The following is a 22,846-nucleotide window of genomic DNA, read 5'->3' on the forward strand; positions in this document are numbered from 1 at the left end:
GGCGTTGATTTTTGGCACGCTGTTGAGTTCTCAAGGAACGGTCGCTTCCTTTGTACTCACCCTCTCGGGCTTTCCTCCGGGCGCTTCCCTTCGGTGTTCCAAACTCTATCAGTGTTTTTCCGTCCCTCTGACCACCGTCCTGCAGGCATGCAGAAGATGACCCCGAGATAGGATCTGACAAGTTTGGGTGCTGCCTGATCAGCGCACGGAACCGTGACGCTCAACCTCAAGCAGGAGTACGACTGTACACGCGGTCCCGCAGGGCGTGCAAATCGATTAGGGTAGTGGTCTAGACCACGGACGGTACTCTCATGCGGAACCGGTACTTCATATGACATACCCTGCTGCACAGTGCGCCGTCCGGGACAGGCAGTGACGGCCCATGCACAACTCCACCCCTGGGAGGCTTCCCATGACCACCGTGACGTCCCCGCTGGCAGGACGCGCCATCGGACTGGCCGCAGTGCCGGATCCGGTCTTCTCCGGGGCCATGGTCGGCCCGGGCACCGCGATCGACCCGGTACGTGAGCCCTCCGAGGCTGTCGCCCCCGTGGACGGAGTCATCGTCTCCCTCCACCCGCACGCCTTCGTCGTGGTCGACGCCGAGGGGCACGGTGTGCTCACCCACCTCGGCATCGACACCGTTCAGCTGAACGGCGAGGGCTTCGAGCTCCTTGTGAACAAGGGCGACACCGTGACCCGCGGTCAGGCTGTCGTGCGCTGGGACCCGGCCGCCGTCGAGGCCGCCGGCAAGTCTCCGGTGTGCCCCGTCGTGGCGCTGGAAGCCACGGCCGACTCGCTCGGCGAGCTCCGTGACTCCGGCGACGTGAAGGCCGACGACGTTCTCTTTTCCTGGCAGTGACGCTTTTCTTCCGGGCAGCGATGCCGGTGCCGTCGCCTGACGGCAGGTAGGACAACCACCGCGGCGGCGGGACCCGCCGCACTATCGGAGACGGGTGAGATGGAGACAACGCTGCGAGGCGTCGGCGTGAGTCACGGTGTGGCGATCGGCGAGGTTCGGCACATGGGTACGGCGGTCCTGGAGCCGCCGGCCAAGCAGATCCCGGCCGAGGAGGCGGAGCGCGAACAGGGGCGTGCCCGCCAGGCCGTGGACGCGGTGGCGGCCGACCTGATGGCGCGCGGCAATCTGGCGGGGGGCGAGGCCCAGGCGGTGCTCGAAGCACAGGCCATGATGGCCCAGGACCCCGAGCTGATGGCCGATGTGGATCGGCGGATCGCGGTCGGCAGCACGGCGGAGCGTGCTGTGTACGACGCGTTCGCCGCTTACCGCGAGCTGCTCGCGAGTGCCGGCGAGTACCTGGCCGGCCGGGTGGCCGACCTCGATGACGTGCGGAATCGTATCGTCGCCCGACTGCTCGGGGTTCCGATGCCGGGTGTCCCGGACAGCGACGAGCCGTACGTCCTGGTCGCGCGGGATCTCGCGCCGGCCGACACGGCGCTGCTCGACCCGACCCTGGTGCTGGGCTTCGTCACCGAGGAGGGTGGGCCGACCAGTCACAGCGCGATCCTGGCTCGTGCGCTGGGCGTGCCCGCCGTCGTGGCTCTGCCGGGCGCCGGTGAACTCGCCGAGGGCACGGTGATCGCGGTCGACGGCAGCACGGGCGAGATCTTCGTGAACCCGACCGACGAGAAGAAGGCGCAGCTGGAGGCCGCGGCCGCCGAGCGCAAGGCCGCGCTGTCCGCCTCGACCGGGCCGGGCGCCACGGCCGACGGCCACAAGGTGCCGCTGCTGGCCAATGTCGGCGGTCCCGCGGACGTACCGGCGGCCGTCGAGGCAGGTGCCGAGGGTGTCGGTCTGTTCCGTACGGAGTTCCTCTTCCTGGACGACAGCAAGAACGCGCCGTCCGAGGAGAAGCAGGTCGAGGCCTACCGGCAGGTGCTGGAGGCGTTCCCCGAGGGCCGTGTCGTCGTGCGGGTGCTGGACGCGGGTGCCGACAAGCCGCTCGACTTCCTGACTCCGGCCGACGAGCCGAACCCCGCGCTGGGCGTGCGCGGTCTGCGGACGCTGCTGGATCACCCGGAGGTCCTGCGTACGCAGCTGACCGCGCTGGCGAAGGCCGCGGAGGGGCTGCCCGTCTACCTTGAGGTCATGGCCCCGATGGTGGCGGACCGGGTCGATGCGCGGGCTTTCGCGGACGCGTGCCGTGCGGCGGGGCTGCGGGCGAAGTTCGGCGCGATGGTCGAGATTCCGTCGGCGGCGCTGCGTGCGCGGTCGATCCTGCAGGAGGTGGAGTTCCTGTCGCTGGGCACGAACGACCTGGCGCAGTACACCTTCGCCGCGGACCGGCAGGTGGGTGCGGTGTCCCGGTTGCAGGACCCGTGGCAGCCCGCTCTGCTCGACCTCGTCGCGCTGTCGGCGGAGGCGGCGAGGGCGGAGGGCAAGAGCTGCGGTGTCTGCGGTGAGGCGGCGTCCGACCCGCTGCTCGCCTGTGTGCTGACGGGTCTGGGTGTGACCTCCCTGTCCATGGGGTCGGCGTCCATTCCGTATGTGCGGGCGACGCTGGCGAAGTACACGCTGGCGCAGTGTGAGCGCGCCGCGGCGGCCGCGCGTGCGGCCGACAGCGCCGAGGAGGCGCGGGTCGCGGCGCAGGCGGTGCTGTCGGGCGAGTAGCCGGCACTCGGCCCGGCGACGGCCGGTGGTGGTATTGAGGGGCGTCCCGCCTTGGGTGGGGCGCCCCTCTGCTGTGTCGCCTCTGCTGTGTCGCCCCGGTCGCTTCAGTGGTGGTGGTCGGGTGCCTCTTCCTCTCCGAGGTCGGGTGGTTCGCAGTAGTCGACGTCGGACTCGGGCGAGATGAGGTCGCCGGATTCGATGTCGGTGCAGTAGGCGTCGAAGACCTCGCCGGCGGTGAGGGCTTCCAGGGTGTCCTCGCGGATCCGCCAGCCGTAGACCCGGTCGGGGCCGCCGGGGGCGCTGGTGCGCATGACGAGGCCGCCTGGACTCTTGGTGGCGAGGCCGAGGGCGAGAACGGTGGTGAATTCCAGGGCTTCCGCCTCGTCGAGCTGGGTCGTCCCGTCCGGGGTCCGGTCGGCGTGGAGGACTGCTACGAGTGTTTCCGGGGTTCCGGTGACGCTGCAGACGAGGTGCCGGTTGCCGGGTGGGGAGGTGTCGATGATCCGGACGAGGAGGTGTGAGGCCCGGGTGAAGGCCGCGCGGCCGATGTCCTCGCCGCAGGAGGCGCAGGCGCCGAGGCGGGCGAGGAGGGTGGCGGCGTACTCCCAGGTGGCCTGTCGGACTGCTTCGTCGACGAGGGCGGGGACGAGGTCGGCGAGGGGTTGGCCCTCGTAGGGGACGGTGGGGCCGGTGGTGGCGAGTTCGGCGGTGAAGCGTGAGCGGTTCGCCGGGACGTCCGGGTCGAGGCCGTGGTCGGTGCAGTATTCGGCGTACTCGACGGGGTCGAAGAGGGCCAGGGTGGTGTGGTTGCCCTGCAGGGCTCGGGTCTTGAGGAGTGCCTCGACCTGTTCGAGGTAGGTGGTGTGGTCGTCGAAGGTGAAGGTGCGGTAGCGCCGCATGGCGCGGAAGTCGTGCTCGTCCGTGAGCAGGCCGATGGTGCCGGCGATCTCGCGGCGCAGCACGCGTCGCATGGTCTGGTCGTCGGTGTACGCCATGTTTCCCCCTGAGCGCAGTCGATCAATGCTCACTCACAGTAACCGGCGGCACTGACAACGGCCCTCGTGTAAGCCGGTCGCGCACGGTGCGGTGCTGGATGACGCAGGTCAGGGCGATGGTGGTGCCGAATGCGGTCCAGCCGAGGGGGCCGGTGGCGATGGCGGCGGTGACGGCGAGTGGTCCGATGCTGCGTTGGGCGGACTGGGCCAGTCCGTGGACGCCGAGGTAGGCGCCCTGTGCGGTGTCGGGGGCCAGGGCGATGGAGAGTTCCCAGGAGACGGTGGCGTGGAGCATCTCGGCCAGGGTGAAGAGCATGGCCGCGGCGGTGAGGAGCGTGGTGGTCGCGATGGTGCCGCCGGTGGTGGCGAGGGCCATGGACGTCCCGCCGAGAGCGAAGGCGGCGGCGAGGGGGATGAGCAGGGCGCGGGCGGCCGGGGTGGTGGCGCCGAACTTGGCGAGGGGGACCTGGAGCGCGACCACCATGACGTTGTTGAGGACCATGAGCAGGGGGGCGAGTCCCTGGGGGGCGTCGCCGACGTGGGCGATCCAGAGGGGCAGGCCGATCTTGAACACCGCGTCGTGGAGGGAGAGGACGGTCTCGGTCGCGACGTAGGCGAGGTAAGTGCGGTCGCGCCAGGGGTTGGCCGTCGCGGGGGCGGGTGCGGGGTCCCTCGAGGTGGTCACGGTGCGGGTGGCGGTGCGCGGTTCGCCGCAGCGGAGCGTGAGGAGTGCGCAGGCGAGGAAGGACAGGGCGTCGCCGGCGAGGAGCCACTGGTAGGCGGCGGTGCTGCCGATGGCGAGGGCGGCGGCCGCGGCGAGGCCGCCGAGGGCCCAGCCGGCGTTGGCGGCGGTGCGCTGGACGGCCTGGTAGCGGACGCGGTCGGGGCCGGCGACGCGGGCGGCGAAGAGTTTGGTGAGGACGTTGGCCGCCCGGTCACCGAGGCTGCCGACGGCGGAGAAGGCCAGCAGGAGCGCGTAGTGGTCCGTGGTCAGCAGGGCGAAGGAGGCCAGGGCGCGCAGGAGTTGAACGGTGATCAGGATGCGGACGAGCGGGAACCGGTCGGCGAGCCGGCCGCCGAGGGGTGCGCCGGCGATGCCCACGGCTCCGGCCGCGGCGACGAGGGTGCCGACCTGGCCCAGGGAAAGATCGGAGACGTAGGTGAAGTACAGGACGGAGACGGACGCCCAGAGGCCGCTGCCGATGCGGTCGACGAAGGCGATCGTCAGCATTCTGCGTCCGTCGCGTCCTCCGGGTAGGCGCTGCGTCCAGGTGAATGCGCGGTGGATCGGTGGCACTGGCTCCCCCTTTGCCTTGACCGGCAGTTTGTATTGATACATACTTTTCAACGTGGCAACACAATATGAGATCGCAGGGGCGACGGCCAAGGCAATTGCCGCGTCCGTCGAACGGGGCGTGTCCGAAGGCGCGTTGGGTCCAGGGGTCGCCCTGCCCCCCGTACGGAGGCTGGCGGACGAGCTCGGGGTGAGCCCGGGGACGGTCGCCACGGCGTACAAGGAGCTGCGCGCGCGGGGCATCGTGGTGACCCGGGGACGCGGGGGCACCGTGGTGGCGTCCGTTCCGGCCGTGGCGTCCCGTAGGCCCCCCAAGGTGCCCGAAGGGCTTCGGGATCTGGCCGGCGGTCATCCCGACCCGGCGCTGCTGCCCGGGCTGGTACCGCCGTCCCGGCTGTCACCGGGCGCGCGCTCGCACCGGTCCACGCCTCGGCTGACGCGGCTGGAGGACGAGGTGCGCGCGTGGCTGCGTCCCGACGGCGTTCCGACGGACCACGTGACGTTCGCGCACGGTGCGCTGGATCTGATCGGGCGGCTGCTGTCGGTGGAGTTGCGCCCGGGGGACGCCGTCGCCATGGAGGACCCCGGATACCACCATCTGCTCGACCTGGTGGCGGCGCTGGGCCTGCGTACCGTTGCGGTGGCCGTCGACGACGAGGGCGTTCGTCCCGACGCGCTGCGGGAGGCCGTGCGCGCGGGCGTGCGTGCCGTGGTGTGCAGCCCACGCGCGCAGAACCCGTACGGCGGCTGCTTCTCGCCGGAGCGGCGGGACGCGCTCGTGGAAGTTCTGCGGGACGCTCCGGACGTGCTGGTCGTGGAGAACGACCACGCCTCCGTGATCGCCGGCGCGCCGCTGTTCACGCTCGCCTCGGGCGGCCTTGAGCGCTGGGTGCATGTGCGGACGGTCAGCAAGTTCCTGGGCACCGACCTGCGCTGGGCTGCGGCGGCCTGTGACGCGACCACGCTCGCCCGGCACGACGGGCGACTGCTGCTCACGTCCGGCTGGGTCAGTCATCTGCTGCAGGAGACCGTGTACGGGCTTCTCACGGACGACGGCACGCGCGCGTTGGTGCAGAACGCGAAGGAGACGTACGCGCTGCGCAGGGCGGTGCTGCTGCGGGAGCTGGCCGCGCGCGGGATCCCGGCGCACGGGGCGAGCGGGATGAACGTGTGGGCGCCGGTGCGGGACGAGTCGGCCGTGGCGAACGGGCTGCGCTCGTACGGCTGGTGGGTCGCGGCCGGGGCGCGGTTCCGGCTGGCGGCGGGGACGGGGGTGCGGATCTCGGTCGCCGAGCTCGAGCCGGCCGACGCGGTGCGGCTGGCCTCGGACTTCGCCGTCGTGCTGGGCGAGTCCGAGGCCACCTACGGGGGCTGATGCCGGTCAGGCCCGCTTGCGGGCGAGGTCCTCGTAGAAGTGCAGCAGGTCGAGGTTGTCGATGGATCCCGGGTTGACCGCCTTCTCCAGCGGGGTGCCCTGGAGGAGGCGCTTGACCGGGACCTCGATGCGCTTGCCCGTCAGGGTGTGCGGGACGCCGGGTACCTCGATGATCTCGTCGGGGACGTGGCGCGGGGAGAGCTGTTCCCGGATGGTCTGCTTGACGCGGTCCAGGAGGGCCTCGTCGAGGACGGCTCCCGGTGCCAGATGCACGAACAGGGGCATCCAGTAGCCGCCGTCGGCCTGCTCGATGCCGATGACGAGGGATTCCTTGATCTCGGGGAGGCGCTCGACGACCTCGTAGATGTCGGCCGAGCCCATGCGGACGCCCTGGCGGTTGAGCGTGGAGTCGGAGCGGCCGTGGATGACGACGGAGCCGCGCGAGGTGATGGTGATCCAGTCGCCGTGGCGCCACACGCCGGGGTAGGTGTCGAAGTAGCTGTCGTGGTAGCGGCTGCCGTCGGGGTCGTTCCAGAAGTGGACCGGCATGGACGGCATGGGGTTGGTGACGACGAGTTCGCCGACCTGGTCGATCACGGGGTGCCCGTCCGGGTCCCAGGACTGCAGGTCGGTGCCGAGGCCGGGGGCCTGGAGCTCCCCGGTGTGGACGGGGAGGGTCGGGACGGCTCCCGCGAAGCAGGAGCACACGTCCGTGCCGCCGCTGACGGAGGCGATCCACAGGTCGTCGCGGACCTCGTCGTGCAGCCAGCGGAAGCCGTCGGGCGGGAGCGGGGAGCCCGTGGTGGCGACGCACTGGATCTTGGTGAGGTCGAAGTCCCGCGCCGGGTGCACATCGGCCTTGCGGCAGGCCATGACGTAGGCCGCCGAGGTGCCGTAGAGGGTGGCGCCGGTGCGTTCGGCGACGCGCCACTGGGCGCCGGTGTCGGGATAGCCGGGGCTGCCGTCGTACAGGACGATCGTGGTGCCCGTGAGAAGGCCGGAGACGAGGAAGTTCCACATCATCCAGCCGGTCGACGTGTACCAGAAGAAACGATCCTCGGGGCCCAGGTCGCAGTGCAGGCCGAGCTGTTTGAGGTGTTCGACCAGGATGCCGCCCTGGGACTGGACGATGGCCTTGGGCAGGCCGGTCGTGCCGGAGGAGTACAGCACCCACAGGGGGTGCGCGAAGGGCACCTGTTCGAAGACGGGCTCCGTGTCGGCGGCCGTCAGGGCCGCCCAGTCCAGGGCCCCTTCGGGCGCTTCGGTGCCGAGCAGCGGGATGTGGACGACGGCGCGCAGGGTGGGCAGCTCGCGGCGCAGTTCGGCGACGATGTCGCGGCGGTCGTGCTCCTTGCCGCCGTAGCGGTACCCGTCCACGGTGAACAGGACGACGGGTTCGACCTGCTGGAAGCGGTCGAGGACGCTGCGAGCGCCGAAGTCGGGGGCGCAGGAGGTCCACACGGCGCCCACGGCGGCCGTGGCGAGCAGGGCCACGACGGCTTCAGGGATGTTCGGGAGGTAGCCGCTGACGCGGTCGCCGGGACGCACCCCCAGGGCGCGCAGCTCGGCGGCCAGGGACCCGACCTGTCGGCGCAGCGCGGCCCAGGTCACGGGGCGCGCGTCGTGGGTCTCGTCGACATACAGGAGAGCCGGCTCGTCCGCTCGGGTCTCCGCCGCGCGCAGGGCGTGCTCGGCGTAGTTGAGGGTCGCCCCGGGGAACCACTCGGCGCCCGGCATCGAGCGGTCGCCGAGCACGCGCGCGTAGGGGCTCGAGAACCGTACGTCGAACCACTCCGTGACGGCTTTCCAGAAGGTCTCCAGCTCGTCGACGGACCAGCGGTGCAGGGCCGGGTAACCGCCCTGGGAGGGGGCTCCGTGCCGTTCGGCGGCCCAGGCCTGGAACTTGGTGACCTGTGCTCGCGCGATGCGCTGGGGATCTGGCTGCCAGAGCGGCTGGGGGTTCTCGGTCGACATGGGGCGGCTCCCGGGACTGTGCGCGTCGTGTGCGTCGACCGCGCACGTGCTGGGGTGTGCGCGTGACGCGGCTGACACGGACGATGCCATGTGATCGACTTCTACACCAGGGTGCGCCCCACATAGTCCGTGTCGCAAAGATGTGGTCCCAGCACGGGTGAACGGCAGTTGAACGACACGCGCGCGTGGGCGGCCGAATGGCAGGGTGAACAGCATGGACGGTCGTGACCTGGTGCGTTCGATGAAGTCGGTGGGTTCCGCGGGCACGGCCCAGGGATTGCGGACCGTACGGGCCGCGTGGCGGCGCAGGCGTGCGGACGCCGCCGCGCTGCCGCCGCGCGGCGCGGAACGCGCGCGGGTGCCCGGTGTGGTGCGGGAGGTGGAGCCCGGGCCGGGCGGCGGCACGGTCCGGTTCAGCCGCTCGGAGCTGCGGATCGTCGTCGCCGTGAACGGGGCGGTGTTCTGGGGCTGGGACGGGGCCGGGCCCGAGCCGTCGTACGCGCTGGCCGGCCGCTGTCCGGAGCCCGATCCACGGGCCGTGCTGGAGCCGGACAAGGACGGCGGCTGGCGGGTCGTGGCCGAGCGGGTCACGGTGGTGGTCTCACGGCACGGCGCGGTCGAGGTTCTCACGCCGGGCGGTGTGTCGCTGCGCCGTGATCAGCCGCCGCGCTGGTGGGAGCCGGAGGACGGCGGTCCGGCGCGCTGGATGCAGCGCTCGGAGGTGGGAGCGGACGCCCGGTTCTTCGGGCTGGGCGGCCGGGCGTCGGGGCCGCGCCTGCGCGACGGAACGTACCGCCTGTGGAACACCGACCCGGGGACCCCCTTCGACCCCGAGGACGATCCGCTCTACATCACGATGCCGGTCCAGATGGTGGTCTCCGACGCGGGCACGCATCTGGCGTTCCACGACAACACGTGGGACGGCACCGTGACGCTGCGGGAGGGCGAGGAGGGCGCCGGCTCCGGGCACGACCGGGCCGGGACGTGCGAGCTGCGCATGACGGGTGGCCCGCTGCGCTGCTGGGTGATGGTGGGCACCCCCGCGCGCGTGCTGCTCGCCTGGGCCTCGCTGACCGGTCCGCCGGCGGTGCCTCCCGCGTGGGCGCTGGGCCACCACCACGCGCGCTGGGGCTTCGGCAGCGAGCAGGAGGTGCGGCGGATCGTCGCCGGATACCAGGAGCACGATCTGCCGCTCGACGCCGTCCACCTGGACATCGACCACTACGACGACCACCAGGTGTTCACCGTCGACCAGGACCGCTTCCCCAAGCTGCCCGGGCTCGCCGAGGACCTGCGGCGGGACGGGATCCGGCTGGTGTCGATCGTGGACCCTGCGGTCAAGGCGGCGCCCGGCAACGAGGTGTACGACAGTGGGGCGGCCGAGGACGCGTTCGTACGCGAGGCCGCCTCGGGGCGGCCGGTGAGGGGTGTGGTGTGGCCCGGCGAGGCGGTCTTCCCTGACTTCACGCACGCGCGTGTGCGCGCGTGGTGGGGTCGGCTCTACGAGGAGCGGCTCGCGCAGGGCTTCGCCGGCTTCTGGCACGACATGAACGAGCCCACGTCCTTCGCAGCCTTCGGGGAGACGACGCTGCCGCGTTCGGCCCGGCACGCGCTGGAGGGGCGTGGCGGTGACCATCGCGAGGGGCACAACGTGTACGGCCTGTGCATGGCCCGGGCGGGCTACGAGGGGCTGCGCGCGCTGGCTCCGGAGCAGCGGCCGTTCGTCTTCTCCCGGTCCGGCTGGGCCGGTCTGCAGCGCTACGGCGGCACGTGGTCCGGCGATGTCGCCACGGGCTGGCCGGGGCTGCGGGCGTCGCTGTCGCTGGTCCTGGGGCTGGGGCTGTGCGGCGTGCCGTACTCGGGCCCCGATGTCGGCGGGTTCGACGGCAGCCCGTCGCCGGAGCTGTACCTGCGCTGGTTCCAGCTGGGCGCGTATCTGCCGCTGTTCCGTACCCACGCGAGTCTGCGGGCCGGGCGCAGGGAGCCGTGGGAGTTCGGTGCGCAGGTGCTGGAGCACGCGCGCGTGGCGCTGTTGGAGCGCCGGCGGCTGCTGCCGTACTTCGTGACGCTGGCGCACCTGGCGCGGCGCACCGGGGCGCCCTATGTGCGTCCGGTGTGGTGGGGTGCGCCGGAGGACCGCGCGCTGCGCGCGTGTGAGGACGCGTTCCTGCTGGGCGACTGTCTGCTGGTGGCGCCGGTGCTGGATCCGGGCGCGGACCGGCGGGCGGTGCCGCTGCCGAGGGGGCTCTGGTACGACACGGCGACGGGGCGGTCGTACGAGGGTCCGGGGCAGGTGCTGATCGAGGCGCCCCTGTCGAGGATCCCGGTGCTCGCGCGCGCGGGCGCGGTGCTGCCGGTCCGTGGGGAGGACGGCCGGCCGGCGCTGGAGGTGTGGGCGCCCGCCCGGGGTCGGACGGGCGGCGGTCTGGTGGTGCTGGACGCGGGCGACGGCTGGGACGAGCCGGAGATCGAGCGGTACGTCGCCCGCTGGGAGGGCCGGGAGGTGGTCGTCGAACGCGAGGGCGACGACGGCGTGCGCGAGCCGTCCCACCCGGTCCTCATACGTGGACTCGGGGGGCTCGGGGCTCAGACGTAGCGGCCCTCGAAGAACGCCCGGACAGCGAGCGTGTGGAGCGGGAAGGCGAGCTCCTCGGGCCTGCGCAGGAGATGCCAGCCCTCCGTCTCGTCCGTGGCGGCCCGGGCGGGCAGGCGGTCGGCGGGGCGCTCCGGGAGCAGCCCGAACAGCAGCAGGTGTCCGTCGGGCGAGCTCATCGCGTCGGCGAGCCGTACGTCGCGGCTCGCAGCGTCGATGCCGGTCTCCTCCTTGAGCTCGCGCACGACGGCCTGGCGCCAGTCCTCGCGGTCGTCGATGTAGCCGCCGGGCAGGGCGATGCCCCCGCGCGCGGGTGCGACGGTCCGGGTGATGACGACGAGGGCGGTGCCCCGGGTGTCGTAGACGGGCTGGAGCGCGACCGCGACCGGCAGCGGGTTGCGGTAGGCCACCGCGGAGCAGGCGGGGCAGGTGCGGGGCCAGCCGGTGACGCCCTCCCCGTAGGGCGCTCCGCAGCTCGAACAATGCGAGTCACGTGCGGGGTTCGAAGTGGTGTGCTGAAGTTCGGACACGCGGCGGACTGTATCCGATCACGGGGAGGCCGTCTCTCCGGGACGGTTCAGCCTCCCCTGGTGAGGGACGCCGCCGAGACCGGGAAGTCGAAGTAGGTGTCCGGGTGCGGCTCGGGCTTGAAGGTGTAGTGCCACCACTCCTCGGCGAGGTTCACGAACCCGACGCCCTCCAGGGTGTTCTTCAGCAGCAACCGGTTGGCGCGCTGTACGCCCTGGACGCGTGGGTCGAGGGTGTGGGAGAGGGTGTCGAAGCAGTCGAATCCGGTGCCCATGTCGACGGAGTTGTCCGGGAAGCGGTCCTTCTGGGGCGCGTAGCACGGCACCAGCGCCTGTCCCCGGTGGTAGGGGCGGGTGGGCCTCGCCGGGAGCCTCACGATCGTCAGGTCCGTCGTCGAGCCCCGGCTGTGCCCGGACTTCGCGGCGATGTACCCGTCCTCGAACAGGCGGGTCTTGTCGACGTCCGGGTAGAACTCCTGCTTCATGGCCTCGTCGTCGAGGTCCTCGGCCCAGCGGACGAAGTGGTCGACGGCGCGTTGCGGCCGGTAGCAGTCGTAGACCTTGAGCGTGTAGCCCTGGCGCAGGAGCTTCGTCTGCGCCTGGTGGAGGGCTTCGGCGGCCGGGCGGGTGAGGATGCACAGGGGCTGCCGGTAGCCGTCGATGCGCTCCCCCACGAAGTTGTGCGGGGTGAAGTAGCGCATCTCCTCGATGATCGTCGGATCCACGGATCTGAGGGCGACGAAGTCGGCGGGCGCCTTGGGGTCGCTGTGGGCGCGGGCGCCGGCGGGTGCCGCGGTGACGGCCAGCAGGGCGGCGAGCGCGGTGACGGCGCCGCGTACTGCGCTGGAGAGTCGAGTCATGCCCCTGCATCTTTCAGGGCCGTCTGCCCTTTTTCCAGTACGCGTGCCAGACTCCTGACGTCCCGTCAGATCTCGTGGGGGAGGGCCTTTGTCGCGCGCATCCAGACCCGTGGTCGCCGGTTGGTTCACCGGGGACGGCGCGGATTTCACCTTGCTCGGAACACGCTGTTCGGCATGCGGTTCGGTCTTCTTCCCCCGCGAGGACACGCACTGCCGCAATCCGGGCTGCGAGGGCGGTGAGCTGCGGGAGGTTCCCCTGTCGCGGCGCGGACGCGTCTGGTCGTACACCGATGCCCGGTACCGGCCGCCGTCACCCTATGTGACGAACCCGGAACTTCCGTGGGAGCCGTACGCGTTGATCGCTGTGGAGCTGGCCGTGGAGCGGATCGTGGTGCTCGGACAGGCGGCTCCCGGGGTCACCGTCGCCGATCTGACGGTGGGCATGGAGGTGGAGGCGGTGCCGGGCGTGCTCCATCAGGACGCGGAGACGACCTGGACGACCTGGCACTGGCGGCCGACGGGGGTGAGGGCATGACGGCAGAGGTGGCGGTGCTCGGCGCGGGGATGCACCCGTGGGGCAAGTGGGGACGCGGCTTCGTCGAGTACGGAGTGGTGGCGGCCCGGGCGGCACTGGCCGACGCCGGGCTGGAGTGGCGGGAGGTCGACTCGATCGTCGGCGCGGACACGGTGCGTGGCGGATATCCCGGTTATGTGGCGGGAGCGACCTTCGCCAGGGCGCTGGGCTGGCAGGGTGCCCGCGTCACGAGTGTGTACGCGGCGTGCGCGTCGGGTGCCCAGGCGGTCAACGCGGCACGGGCGCAGATCCTCTCGGGGCTCGCGGACGTGGTGCTCGTGGTGGGTGCCGACGCCGCGCCCAAGGGTTTCTTCCGGCCGGCGGGCGGGGACCGGCCGGACGACCCGGACTGGCTGCGCTTCCGGGTGCTCGGCGCCACCAATCCGGCGTACTTCGGCCTGTACGCGCGGCGGCGGATGGCCGTGCACGGAGACACGCCGGAGGACTTCGCCCGGGTCAAGGTGAAGAACTCGTCCATGGGCGCCCTGAATCCGAACGCGCGCTATCGCGCACGGGTCACCGCCGAGGAGGTGGCCGCCTCCGCCGTAGTGGCTGATCCGCTGCGACTGCTCGACATCTGCGCCACCTCGGACGGCGGGGCCGCGCTGGTGCTGTCCGGCATGGAGTTCGCACGTCGGCACGGGGTGGCCGACCCGGTGCGGATCCGCGCGGTGTCGACGGTGACGCCTCGCTATCCGACCACGGTGCTGGATCTCCCGGACATCGCGACCGACTCGGCGGTGGCGGTGGAGCCGGACGCCGAGCCCTTCCGGACGTCGATCGCCCGGGCGGCGTACGAGGAGGCGGGGGTGGGCCCGGAGGATCTGTCGCTGGCGGAGGTCTACGACCTGTCGACCGCTCTGGAGTTGCAGTGGTACGAGGATCTGGGGCTGTGCGGTGCGGGCGAGGGCGCGAAGCTGCTCAGGGAGGGCGCGACCGCGGTGGGCGGGCGCATACCCGTGAACGCGAGCGGCGGTCTGGCGTCGTTCGGGGAGGCGGTGCCGGCCCAGGCGATCGCCCAGGTGTGCGAGCTCACCTGGCAGCTGCGAGGGCGGGCCGGTGCCCGTCAGATACCGGGGGCCCGGGTGGGGATCACGGCGAACCAGGGGTTGTTCGGTCATGGATCGGCGGTGATCGCGGTGCGCTGAGGACAATGCGGTCTGGCCTCCTTCGCACGCTCCGTGACCGCCCCGGAATCCTGCGTGAACGTCTTATGAACTGCGCCTGGGCGTACGCCAGGAGCGCCATCATGCTGCCGTGCACTCCTGGACGGATACTGTCCGTTTCGCCTTCCAGCCGGTGGTCAACCTGACCACCGGAGGAGTCGCCGGGTTGGAGATCCTTGCCCGCCCGGAGACCGGCGACGTCCTCGCGCAGGCCCGTCGCGATCCCGAACTCGACGGAAGGCTGGCCGTGCTGGCGGTACGCTCGGCCGCCCGCAAGGAGACGCTGCTTCCGCTGCACGTGAACGTGTTCGCGGGCACCCTGGCCGACCTGGGCGGACTCCCGTCCCTGCACGACGCCGTCCGCGAGGCCGGGCGACTGCCCTGGGAGGTGACGCTCGACGTCGTCCCGCCGTACACGCATGTGCCGCAGCAGGCCCTGCTGGAGGCGGTCGGCACGCTGCGTGCGCAGGGCTTCCGGATCAGTGCGGACGGGGTGGGCGACGGTGACGTACCGCTGCGCCTGCTGACGGACCTCGGGCCGGACCTGGTGAAGCTGGACGCGTCCCTGCTGGCGCTGCCCGCCGCGGTGCGCGCGATGCGGACGCTGTGCGACGAGCTGGGCGCGCTGCTGGCCGTCGAGGGGGTGGAGACCGAGCGGCAGTGCGAGGTCGCCCGGGCGGCCGGGGCCCAGCTGGCCCAGGGCGAGCTGTTCGCCCCGCCGGCCCGACTGCCGGCCGCGGACGTATACGTTCCGCCCCGCGCCCAGGGTGGCGCCGCGATGCCGCGGTCGGGGCCGTTCGTGCGGGAGTTCGTACGGCCCGCCGCGCTGCTGCCGGCCGTCGCGTCGGCGGGTCAGGTGCGGGCCCTGCTCACCGGGTCGCCCAATGTGTCCGGGGTACTGCTCGTGGACCGGGCGGGGGTGCCGGTGCGCTCGCTGCACCGCTCGCGCTTCCTGCTGTCCATGTCGGGGCGGTACGGGCACGCGCTCTACGCCGACCGGCCGGCGACCAAGCTGGGCGATCCGCCGCGCACGGTCGGCATCGACGCCACGGCCTGGGAGGTGCTGGACGTGGTCGCGGTCGGCGACCGGGACCGTACCTCGGACGACGTCGCCGTCGTCGACGGGCAGGGGCGGTGCGTGGGCGTCGTACGGCTCGCCGATCTCGTACGGGCGCTGGCGGAGACGCGGGTCGAGGAGGCGGCCGGGCTGAATCCGCTGACGCGGCTGCCCGGCTCCGACGTGATCGGCGACGAGGTGGACCGGAGGATCACGGGCGGGCGGACGTTCGCGCTGAGTTGGCTGGACATCGACCACTTCAAGCAGGTCAATGACGGGGCCGGGTTCGCCGCGGGCGACGACCTCATCCGGTCGGTGGGACGGGCGCTGCAGTTCGCGGCCGCGGAGGAACAGTTCGGCGGCACGCGCGTGGGGCACATCGGCGGGGACGACTTCCTGGTCCTGGCGGATCCGGAAGGGCTGGACGCGGTGGCTTCCTCGGTGCTGGACGTGCCGTGGTCCGCGGGTGGGCGGTCGGTCACCTTGTCGCTGGCCACGGTCGTGTGTCCGCCGGGCAGCGTGATGGACCACCGGCAGGCCGCGGCCTGTCTGGCGCCGCTGAAGAAGGCGGCGAAGTCGTTGTCCGGGCCGAGCTGGGTGCTGGGCCGCGCGGGGATGCCCGGGCATGAGATCCGGCGCGGGTCGGGGGCGATGCCGAGGGGTGGGGCGCAGCGGGTGGGGGTGGAGCCGGGGGTGGGTTGAGGTGCTCGGTGCCGTAGGGGCTCAGGTGATCGGTGGGGTGTTTCGAAGGTGGCGGTGCTGGAGTGGCTCAGGTGATCTGTGGGGGTGCGGTGATGTGTGGGGATGGCTGAATCGGTGCAGCCTGCACGGACCTTGTGACACCCCGGGCGGGGCGGAAGCGGCCCGGGGCCGGTGGCTGGGCGCCTCGGCCCAGTCCGGCGCCGAGCGGTCGGGCCGGGTCCCCCGCCATGGTGAACAACCATTGCGGTCGGACCCTTGACGCCCCCTGTGCACCGGTGAACACTTCCCGGTGTAGCCGACATCGCCGTACATTTTCGGCGGATCCAGGCATGCTCCGCGCGGGCTGCTCGTTTCAGGGCCCGTTCACCCCAGGCGATTCGGCCACGACGGCACGCTCGTCACGGACGCCGGGCGGGGCGCGGGACACCCTGCCCTGGCCATAGAAGCCACGGGAACCGCACCCTGCACTAAGTACCGGGGTCGATCACCCCGGGCCGGGCCTAGGAGCCGCCATGAGCAACGGAGACATTTTCGTCGGCGAAGTCATCGGCACCGCGATCCTGCTCCTTTTCGGCGCGGGCGTCTGCGCCGCCGTCACCCTCAAGCACTCCAAGGCGCGTGCCTCGGGATGGGTGGTGATCGCGTTCGGGTGGGGGTTCGGCGTGCTGGCGGGCGCGTACACGGCCGCTCCCCTCTCGGGCGGTCATCTCAACCCGGCCGTCACCCTGGGCATCGCCATCGACACGGGCAAGTGGGGCAAGGTCTGGGTGTATCTGCTCGGGCAGATCGTCGGGGCGATGCTGGGCGCGGTCCTCGCCTACCTGGTGTATCTGGCGCAGTTCCAGGCGAACGTCCGTCGGGACGACTCCGCCGAGGGCCCGGCCGAGGAGCCGACACCCACGCTCGGCATCTTCTCCACCATCCCGGAGATCCGGAATCCGATCGCCAACCTGATCACCGAGATCATCGCGACGATCGGACTCGTCCTGCCGATCCTCGCCTTCGGTCTGACCAAGGGACTCGGCGAGTCGGGCACGACCGTGCTGATCGTCTCCCTGCTCGTCGTCGGTATCGGCCTCTCCCTCGGCGGCCCCACGGGCTACGCCATCAATCCGGCGCGCGACCTGGGACCGCGCATCGTCCACACCTTCCTGCCGATCCCGAACAAGGGCACCTCCGACTGGGGCTACGCGTGGATCCCGGTCGTCGGCCCGCTCATCGGCGGGGCGCTCGCGGGCCTCATCTACAACGCAGCCTTCTGAACCCAGCCCAAGGGGAGCCATGACGGACAACGACGCGAAGTACGTCGCCGCAATCGACCAGGGCACCACCTCGAGCCGCTGCATCATCTTCGACCAGAACGGTGCGATCGTCGCCGTCGACCAGCGCGAGCACCGCCAGATCTTCCCCAAGCCCGGCTGGGTGGAGCACGACGCCACCGAGATCTGGTCCAAGGTGCAGGCCGTGGTCGCCGGAGCGATCGCCAAGGCGGGCCTGCGGGCCGACCAGATCAGCGCGCTCGGCATCACCAACCAGCGCGAGACGACGGTGCTGTGGGATCGCGCCACGGGCAAGCCCGTGCACAACGCGATCGTCTGGCAGGACACGCGGACGGCCGCGCTCTGCAACGAACTGGGCGGCACCGACGGACAGGACCGCTTCCGCGAGCAGACGGGGCTGCCACTGGCCAGCTACTTCTCCGGACCCAAGGCCGCCTGGCTCCTGGACAACGTGCCGGGGCTGCGCGGCCGCGCCGAGCGGGGCGAGATCGCCTTCGGCACCATCGACTCCTGGCTCATCTGGAACCTGACCGGTGGAACCGACGGTGGCCGGCACGTCACCGACGTGACGAACGCCGGGCGCACCATGCTGATGAATCTGGACACCCTCCAGTGGGACACGTCCATCCTGTCGGCGATGAACGTGCCCGAGGCGGTGCTGCCGGAGATCCGGTCCTCCGCCGAGGTCTACGGCACGGCGGTGGGCCAGCTCGCCGGCGTGCCGGTCGCGTCGGCGCTGGGCGACCAGCAGGCCGCGGTGTTCGGCCAGGCCTGCTACGACGTGGGCACGGCCAAGAACACGTACGGCACGGGCAGCTTCCTGCTGCTCAACACCGGCAACCGGCCGGTGCCGTCGAAGAACGGGCTGCTGACGACGATGGGCTACAAGATCGGTGAGGAGGCGCCGGTCTACTGTCTGGAGGGTGCGATCGCCATAACGGGTGCGCTCGTGCAGTGGTTCCGTGACCAGCTCGGGATCATCCGTACGGCTGACGAGATCGAGACACTGGCGGCGAGCGTCGAGGACAACGGCGGCGCGTACATCGTGCCCGCGTTCTCCGGTCTGTTCGCGCCCTACTGGCGCTCCGACGCGCGCGGTGTCGTCACGGGCCTCACCCGCTACGTCACGAAGGCGCACCTCGCGCGTGCGGTGCTGGAGGCGACGAGCTGGCAGACCCTCGAGGTCGTGGACGCCATGTACCAGGACTCCGGGGTGCACATCACCACCCTGAAGGTGGACGGCGGCATGACGAAGAACAACCTGCTCATGCAGCACCAGGCGGATGTGCTCGGTGTCCCGGTGATCCGGCCGAAGGTCTCCGAGACCACGTGCCTGGGCGCGGCCTACGCGGCCGGGCTGGCCACCGGGGTGTGGAACGACCTGGACGAGCTGAAGGCGCACTGGCAGAAGGACGCGGAATGGACGCCGGCCATGGAGGCGTCGGTGCGGGAGCGCGAGTTCCACAACTGGCGCAAGGCCGTGGAGAAGAGCTTCGGCTGGGTGGAGGACGGCGCGGAGTAGGCGCACGCACGCGTGGTGCCTCGCGGTGACTCACGGCCCGTACCCCGGTCGGCGGGGGTACGGGCCGTGTCCCGGCCTGGCGGGCCTCAGGTGGTGACGGTCTGGCGGCGTTCGGCGCCGTACTCCATGGCGTGCTGGACCACGCCCACGAGGACGTCCTTGACCGACTGACGGTCCCGGGCGTCGCACAGCAGCACGGGCACGTCGTCATCGAGATCGAGGGCCTGGCGCACGTCCTGAACCGGATAGCGCGCCGATCCCTCGAAGCAGTTGACCCCGACGATGAAGGGTATGGAGCGGCGCTCGAAGTAGTCGACGGCGGCGAAGCAGTCCTCCAGGCGGCGGGTGTCGGCGAGGACGACGGCACCGAGGGCGCCTTCGGACAGCTCGTCCCACATGAACCAGAACCGCTCCTGGCCCGGGGTGCCGAACAGATACAGCACCAGGTCTTCGCGCAGGGTGATGCGCCCGAAGTCCATGGCGACGGTGGTGGTGTGCTTGCCCTCCACGCCCGTGGTGTCGTCGACCGGCCGGCCGGCCTCGGTCAGGAACTCCTCGGTGCGCAGCGGCCGGATCTCGCTGACGGCGCCGACGAGGGTCGTCTTGCCCACGCCGAAGCCGCCGGCCACGAGGATCTTGAGCGTGACGGGCTCGACCGGCGGCTTGCCACGCTCAGAACGCCCGAAGATCATCGATCACTTCTCCTGCTCGATGGGGGTGATGGGCGGGGGCCCGTAGCCTCCGCCGCCGGGGGTTTCGATCACCAGTACGTCGCCGGGGCCGACGTCGACGGCATCGCTGCCGGCCAGTTCCACGACCGTGCCGTCGGCGCGTTCCACACGGTTGGCGCCCAGTGCGCCGGCCTCGCCGCCCGCCATGCCGTACGGCGGGACCCTGCGGTGCTGGGACAGGGTCGAGACGGTCATGGGTTCGAGGAAGCGGATGCGGCGGACCGCGCCGTCCCCACCGTTCCACCGTCCGGCGCCGCCGCTGCCCCGCCGGATCGAGAACTCCTCCAGGCGGACCGGCAGGCGCCACTCCAGGACCTCGGGGTCGGTGAGGCGGGAGTTGGTCATGTGGGTCTGTACGACACTCGCGCCGGGGAAGCCGTCACCGGCACCGGATCCCGAGGCGACGGTCTCGTAGTACTGGTGGCGGGAGTTGCCGAAGGTGACGTTGTTCATGGTGCCGGAGCCCTCCGCCTGTACGCCGAGGGCCGCGTAGAGCGCACCGGTGATCGCCTGGGAGGTCTCGACGTTGCCGGCGACGACCGCGGCGGGCGGGTGCGGTGCGAGCAGGGAGCCGGGTGGCACGACGATGTTCAGGGGGCGCAGACAGCCGTCGTTGAGCGGGATGTCCTCGGCGACCAGGGTCCGGAAGACGTACAGGACGGCCGCGTTGACGACCGCGAAGGGGGCGTTGAAGTTGGTGTCCAGCTGGGGTGACGTGCCCGTGAAGTCGACCCTGGCGGACCGGTTCTCGCGGTCCACGCGCACGCGTACGCGGATGACGGCGCCCGCGTCGGTCTCGTAGGAGTACTCGCCGTCGTCGAGGGCGTCGATGACCCGGCGTACGGCCTCCTCGGCGTTGTCCTGGACGTGCCGCATATAGGCCTGGACGACGTCGAGCCCGAAGTGTTCGATCATCCGGCCGACTTCGTCGACGCCCTTCTGGTTGGCCGCGATCTGGGCGCGCAGGTCGGCCAGGTTGGTCCTGGGGTTGCGGGACGGGTAGGGGGCTTCGGTGAGCAGGCGGAGCGTGGCCTCCTCGCGGAAGCGGCCGTTCTCGGCGAGCAGCCAGTTGTCGAAGAGGATGCCCTCCTCCTCGATGGTGCGGCTGTTCGCCGGCATGGAGCCGGGAGCGATGCCGCCGATCTCCGCGTGGTGGCCGCGCGAGGCGACGTAGAAGAGGATCCGCTCACCGTCCGTGGCGAAGACCGGCGTGATCACGGTGACATCGGGCAGGTGTGTGCCGCCGTGGTAGGGGTCGTTGACGGCGTATGTGTCGCCGGGGCGCATCCGGTCCTGGCGACGGATGACCTCCTTGACGCTGGTGCCCATCGAACCGAGGTGGACGGGGATGTGCGGGGCGTTGGCCACCAGGTTTCCGTCCGGGTCGAAGAGCGCGCAGGAGAAGTCCAGGCGTTCCTTGATGTTGACGGACTGGGCCGTGGACTCCAGGCGGGCGCCCATCTGTTCGGCGATGGACATGAAGAGGTTGTTGAAGACCTCAAGGAGAACCGGGTCGGCTTGTGTGTCGAGATCGGAACTCTGCGTAATCGCGACGCGTTCCATGACCAGATGCCCGTCGTCGGTCGCCGTGGCCCGCCAGCCGTCGTCGACGACGGTCGTCGCACTGGTCTCGGTGATGATCGCGGGGCCGGTGACGGATTCGCCGGGAGGAAGGGCCTCCCGGCGGTGCAGGGGTACGTCGCGCCAGGTGCCGCCGGTGTGCAGGCGGACGGTCCCGGGTTCGGCGGAGCGGCCTTCGTACGGGGCGAGGGCGGACAGATCGGGGGGTGTGGTGATGCCGGTGGCTTCCACGGAGAGGGCTTCGACGACGACCGGACGGTCGAGGGTGAAGGAGTACGTGGCGCGATGACGTTCTGCGAAGGCGTGGTGCATCGCGTCGGGCTCGGTGAGTTCGACGGTCAGGGTGGTGTCGGTGCCGTCGTAGCGCAGCTGGGCGCGGCGGGTGACGCGGAGGTGCTCCTCGGGGACGCCCTCGGCGAGGAGTTCGTCGCGGGCCGCCGCCTCCAGGTCGTCGGCCGTCTTGCGGACGCCGGGCATGGCGGCCGGTTCCAGGGGCGCCTCGACGGACTGCTCGCGCATGGCGGTGGTGTCGGCGAGGCCGATGCCGAGCGCGGACAGGACACCGGCCATGGGCGGCACCAGGACGGTGCGGATGCCGAGCGAGTCGGCGACCATGCACGCGTGCTGTCCGCCCGCGCCCCCGAAGGTGGTGAGCGCGTAGCGGGTGACGTCGTGGCCCTTCTGCACGGAGATCCGCTTCACTGCGTTGGCGATGTTGGCGACGGCGATCTGCAGGTAGCCCTCGGCGACCTGTTCGGGGGTGCGGTCGTCGCCGGTGCGGTCGCTGATCTCGCGCGCGAGGTCGGTGAAGCGTCGGTGCACGAGCGCGTCATCGAGGGGCTGGTCGCCCTCCGGCCCGAACACGGCCGGGAAATGGGCGGGTTGGATGCGTCCGAGCATGACGTTGGCGTCGGTGACGGCGAGCGGTCCGCCGCCGCGGTAGCAGGCGGGCCCCGGGTCCGCGCCGGCCGAGTCCGGCCCCACGCGGTAGCGCGTGCCGTCGAAGTGCAGGACCGAGCCGCCGCCGGCCGCGACGGTGTGGATGTCCAGCATGGGCGCGCGCAGGCGCACTCCGGCGATCTGGGTGGTGAAGACGCGCTCGTACTCGCCGGCGAAGTGGGAGACGTCCGTGGACGTGCCGCCCATGTCGAAGCCGATGACGCGCTCGAAGCCGGCGAGCTGGGACATGCGGGCCATGCCGACGATGCCGCCCGCGGGCCCCGACAGGATGGCGTCCTTGCCGCGGAACTGCCCGGCCTCGGCGAGTCCCCCATTGGACTGCATGAACATCAGGCGCACGCCGTGGAGTTCGTCGGCGACGTGCTGGACGTAGCGGCGCAGCACGGGCGAGAGGTAGGCGTCGACGACGGCGGTGTCCCCGCGCGGGACGAGTTTCATGAGCGGGCTGACCTCGCTGGACAGCGAGATCTGCGGGAAGCCGATGCGGGCGGCCAGGGCTCCGACGGCCTGTTCGTGGGCGGGGTGGAGGTGGCTGTGCAGGCAGACCACGGCCACGGCCCGGATGCCGTCGTCGTAGGCATCCTGCAGGGGGCCGGCGAGCGCGTCCAGATCGGGGGCGCGCAGGACCGTGCCGTCGGCGGCGATGCGCTCGTCGACCTCCAGGACCCGCTCGTGGAGCAGTTCGGGCAGTTCGATGGCGCGGGCGAAGATGCGGGGGCGGTTCTGGTAGGCGATGCGCAGGGCGTCCCGGAAACCTCGGGTGACGACGAGGAGGGTGCGTTCGCCCTTGCGCTCCAGGAGGGCGTTGGTCGCCACGGTCGTGCCCATGCGGACGGCCTCGACGGGCTCCGCCGAGCCGTCCAGCAGTTCGCGTACGCCGGCGACGGCCGCGTCGGAGTAGCGGGCGGGGTTCTCCGACAGCAGCTTGTGGGTGAGCAGCCGGCCGTCGGGGCGGCGCGCGACGATGTCGGTGAAGGTGCCGCCCCGGTCCACCCAGAACTGCCAGCCTGTCACGTCCTCACC

The 22,846-nt window shown here is 71.4% G+C and carries 15 protein-coding genes and 1 pseudogene; 9 read left to right on the forward strand and 7 right to left on the reverse strand.

Annotated features, from left to right (window positions below; translation table 11 throughout):
• The first annotated feature begins 412 nt into the window (after nucleotides 1–412).
• On the forward strand, nucleotides 413–862 hold the full coding sequence (locus ACZ5NW_RS25225; protein ID WP_468746188.1) for a PTS sugar transporter subunit IIA: 450 nt from the start codon (nucleotides 413–415) through the stop codon (nucleotides 860–862).
• A gap of 99 nt (nucleotides 863–961) precedes the next feature.
• Nucleotides 962–2,632, forward strand: coding sequence for a phosphoenolpyruvate--protein phosphotransferase (gene ptsP / locus ACZ5NW_RS25230; protein ID WP_468746189.1), 1,671 nt, complete (start codon nucleotides 962–964; stop codon nucleotides 2,630–2,632).
• Nucleotides 2,633–2,736: 104 nt separating this feature from the next.
• Here ptsP and ACZ5NW_RS25235 read toward each other — a convergent pair whose 3' ends face one another.
• Together ACZ5NW_RS25235 and ACZ5NW_RS25240 are read right to left on the reverse strand one after the other, a co-directional pair.
• Nucleotides 2,737–3,627 (reverse strand): hypothetical protein, encoded by an 891-nt coding sequence (locus tag ACZ5NW_RS25235; RefSeq protein WP_468746190.1) that lies wholly within the window; start codon nucleotides 3,625–3,627, stop codon nucleotides 2,737–2,739.
• A gap of 22 nt (nucleotides 3,628–3,649) precedes the next feature.
• Complete coding sequence (locus ACZ5NW_RS25240) at nucleotides 3,650–4,858, reverse strand: MFS transporter (RefSeq protein ID WP_468746191.1); 1,209 nt, start codon at nucleotides 4,856–4,858, stop codon at nucleotides 3,650–3,652.
• Nucleotides 4,859–4,976: 118 nt separating this feature from the next.
• Here ACZ5NW_RS25240 and ACZ5NW_RS25245 point away from each other — a divergent pair, with 118 nt between their 5' ends.
• Entirely contained in the window at nucleotides 4,977–6,296 is a 1,320-nt protein-coding gene (locus ACZ5NW_RS25245; protein ID WP_468746192.1) for an aminotransferase class I/II-fold pyridoxal phosphate-dependent enzyme, read from the forward strand.
• Nucleotides 6,297–6,302: 6 nt separating this feature from the next.
• On the opposite strand, the gene ACZ5NW_RS25250 is transcribed toward ACZ5NW_RS25245, so the two are convergent.
• Nucleotides 6,303–8,270, reverse strand: coding sequence for an acetoacetate--CoA ligase (locus ACZ5NW_RS25250; protein ID WP_468746193.1), 1,968 nt, complete (start codon nucleotides 8,268–8,270; stop codon nucleotides 6,303–6,305).
• A 214-nt stretch (nucleotides 8,271–8,484) separates the two neighbouring features.
• Here ACZ5NW_RS25250 and ACZ5NW_RS25255 point away from each other — a divergent pair, with 214 nt between their 5' ends.
• Complete coding sequence (locus ACZ5NW_RS25255) at nucleotides 8,485–10,866, forward strand: glycoside hydrolase family 31 protein (RefSeq protein WP_468746194.1); 2,382 nt, start codon at nucleotides 8,485–8,487, stop codon at nucleotides 10,864–10,866.
• Here ACZ5NW_RS25255 and ACZ5NW_RS25260 read toward each other — a convergent pair.
• On the reverse strand, nucleotides 10,857–11,393 hold the full coding sequence (locus ACZ5NW_RS25260; protein WP_468746195.1) for an NUDIX domain-containing protein: 537 nt from the start codon (nucleotides 11,391–11,393) through the stop codon (nucleotides 10,857–10,859). The genes ACZ5NW_RS25255 and ACZ5NW_RS25260 overlap by 10 nt on opposite strands.
• A gap of 47 nt (nucleotides 11,394–11,440) precedes the next feature.
• Nucleotides 11,441–12,250: a M15 family metallopeptidase gene (locus tag ACZ5NW_RS25265; RefSeq protein WP_468746196.1), complete on the reverse strand. Its 810-nt coding sequence runs from the start codon at nucleotides 12,248–12,250 to the stop codon at nucleotides 11,441–11,443.
• Between the two features lie 109 nt (nucleotides 12,251–12,359).
• On the opposite strand from ACZ5NW_RS25265, the gene ACZ5NW_RS25270 reads away from it, so the two are divergent.
• The 5 genes from ACZ5NW_RS25270 (at nucleotide 12,360) to glpK (ending at nucleotide 18,551) form a co-directional block, all read left to right on the forward strand.
• The gene (locus ACZ5NW_RS25270) at nucleotides 12,360–12,785 is read left to right on the forward strand and encodes a Zn-ribbon domain-containing OB-fold protein (protein WP_468746597.1); all 426 of its coding nucleotides are present in this window, start codon (nucleotides 12,360–12,362) and stop codon (nucleotides 12,783–12,785) included.
• A complete protein-coding gene (locus ACZ5NW_RS25275; RefSeq protein ID WP_468746197.1) occupies nucleotides 12,782–13,972 on the forward strand; it encodes a lipid-transfer protein in 1,191 nt (396 codons plus the stop codon). The genes ACZ5NW_RS25270 and ACZ5NW_RS25275 overlap by 4 nt, the downstream gene beginning before the upstream one ends.
• A gap of 109 nt (nucleotides 13,973–14,081) precedes the next feature.
• Nucleotides 14,082–15,749, forward strand: a complete 1,668-nt coding sequence (locus tag ACZ5NW_RS25280; protein WP_468746198.1) for an EAL domain-containing protein — start codon at nucleotides 14,082–14,084, stop codon at nucleotides 15,747–15,749.
• A 512-nt stretch (nucleotides 15,750–16,261) separates the two neighbouring features.
• Nucleotides 16,262–17,011: an MIP/aquaporin family protein gene (locus ACZ5NW_RS25285; RefSeq protein ID WP_468746199.1), complete on the forward strand. Its 750-nt coding sequence runs from the start codon at nucleotides 16,262–16,264 to the stop codon at nucleotides 17,009–17,011.
• Nucleotides 17,012–17,030: 19 nt separating this feature from the next.
• Nucleotides 17,031–18,551, forward strand: a complete 1,521-nt coding sequence (glpK, locus tag ACZ5NW_RS25290; RefSeq protein ID WP_468746200.1) for a glycerol kinase GlpK — start codon at nucleotides 17,031–17,033, stop codon at nucleotides 18,549–18,551.
• Nucleotides 18,552–18,637: 86 nt separating this feature from the next.
• Here the strand turns inward: glpK and ACZ5NW_RS25295 are convergent, their stop codons facing one another.
• Together ACZ5NW_RS25295 and ACZ5NW_RS25300 are read right to left on the reverse strand one after the other, a co-directional pair.
• Nucleotides 18,638–19,243 carry a GTP-binding protein gene (locus tag ACZ5NW_RS25295; RefSeq protein ID WP_468746201.1) on the reverse strand — a complete coding sequence of 202 codons (606 nt, stop codon included), beginning with the start codon at nucleotides 19,241–19,243 and terminating at the stop codon, nucleotides 18,638–18,640.
• Nucleotides 19,224–22,837: pseudogene (locus ACZ5NW_RS25300) on the reverse strand (hydantoinase B/oxoprolinase family protein). The gene ACZ5NW_RS25295 and the pseudogene ACZ5NW_RS25300 overlap by 20 nt, the downstream one beginning before the upstream one ends.
• Between the last annotated feature and the right edge of the window lie 9 nt (nucleotides 22,838–22,846).

The sequence above is a fragment of the Streptomyces sp. NPDC032126 genome (assembly GCF_055580085.1).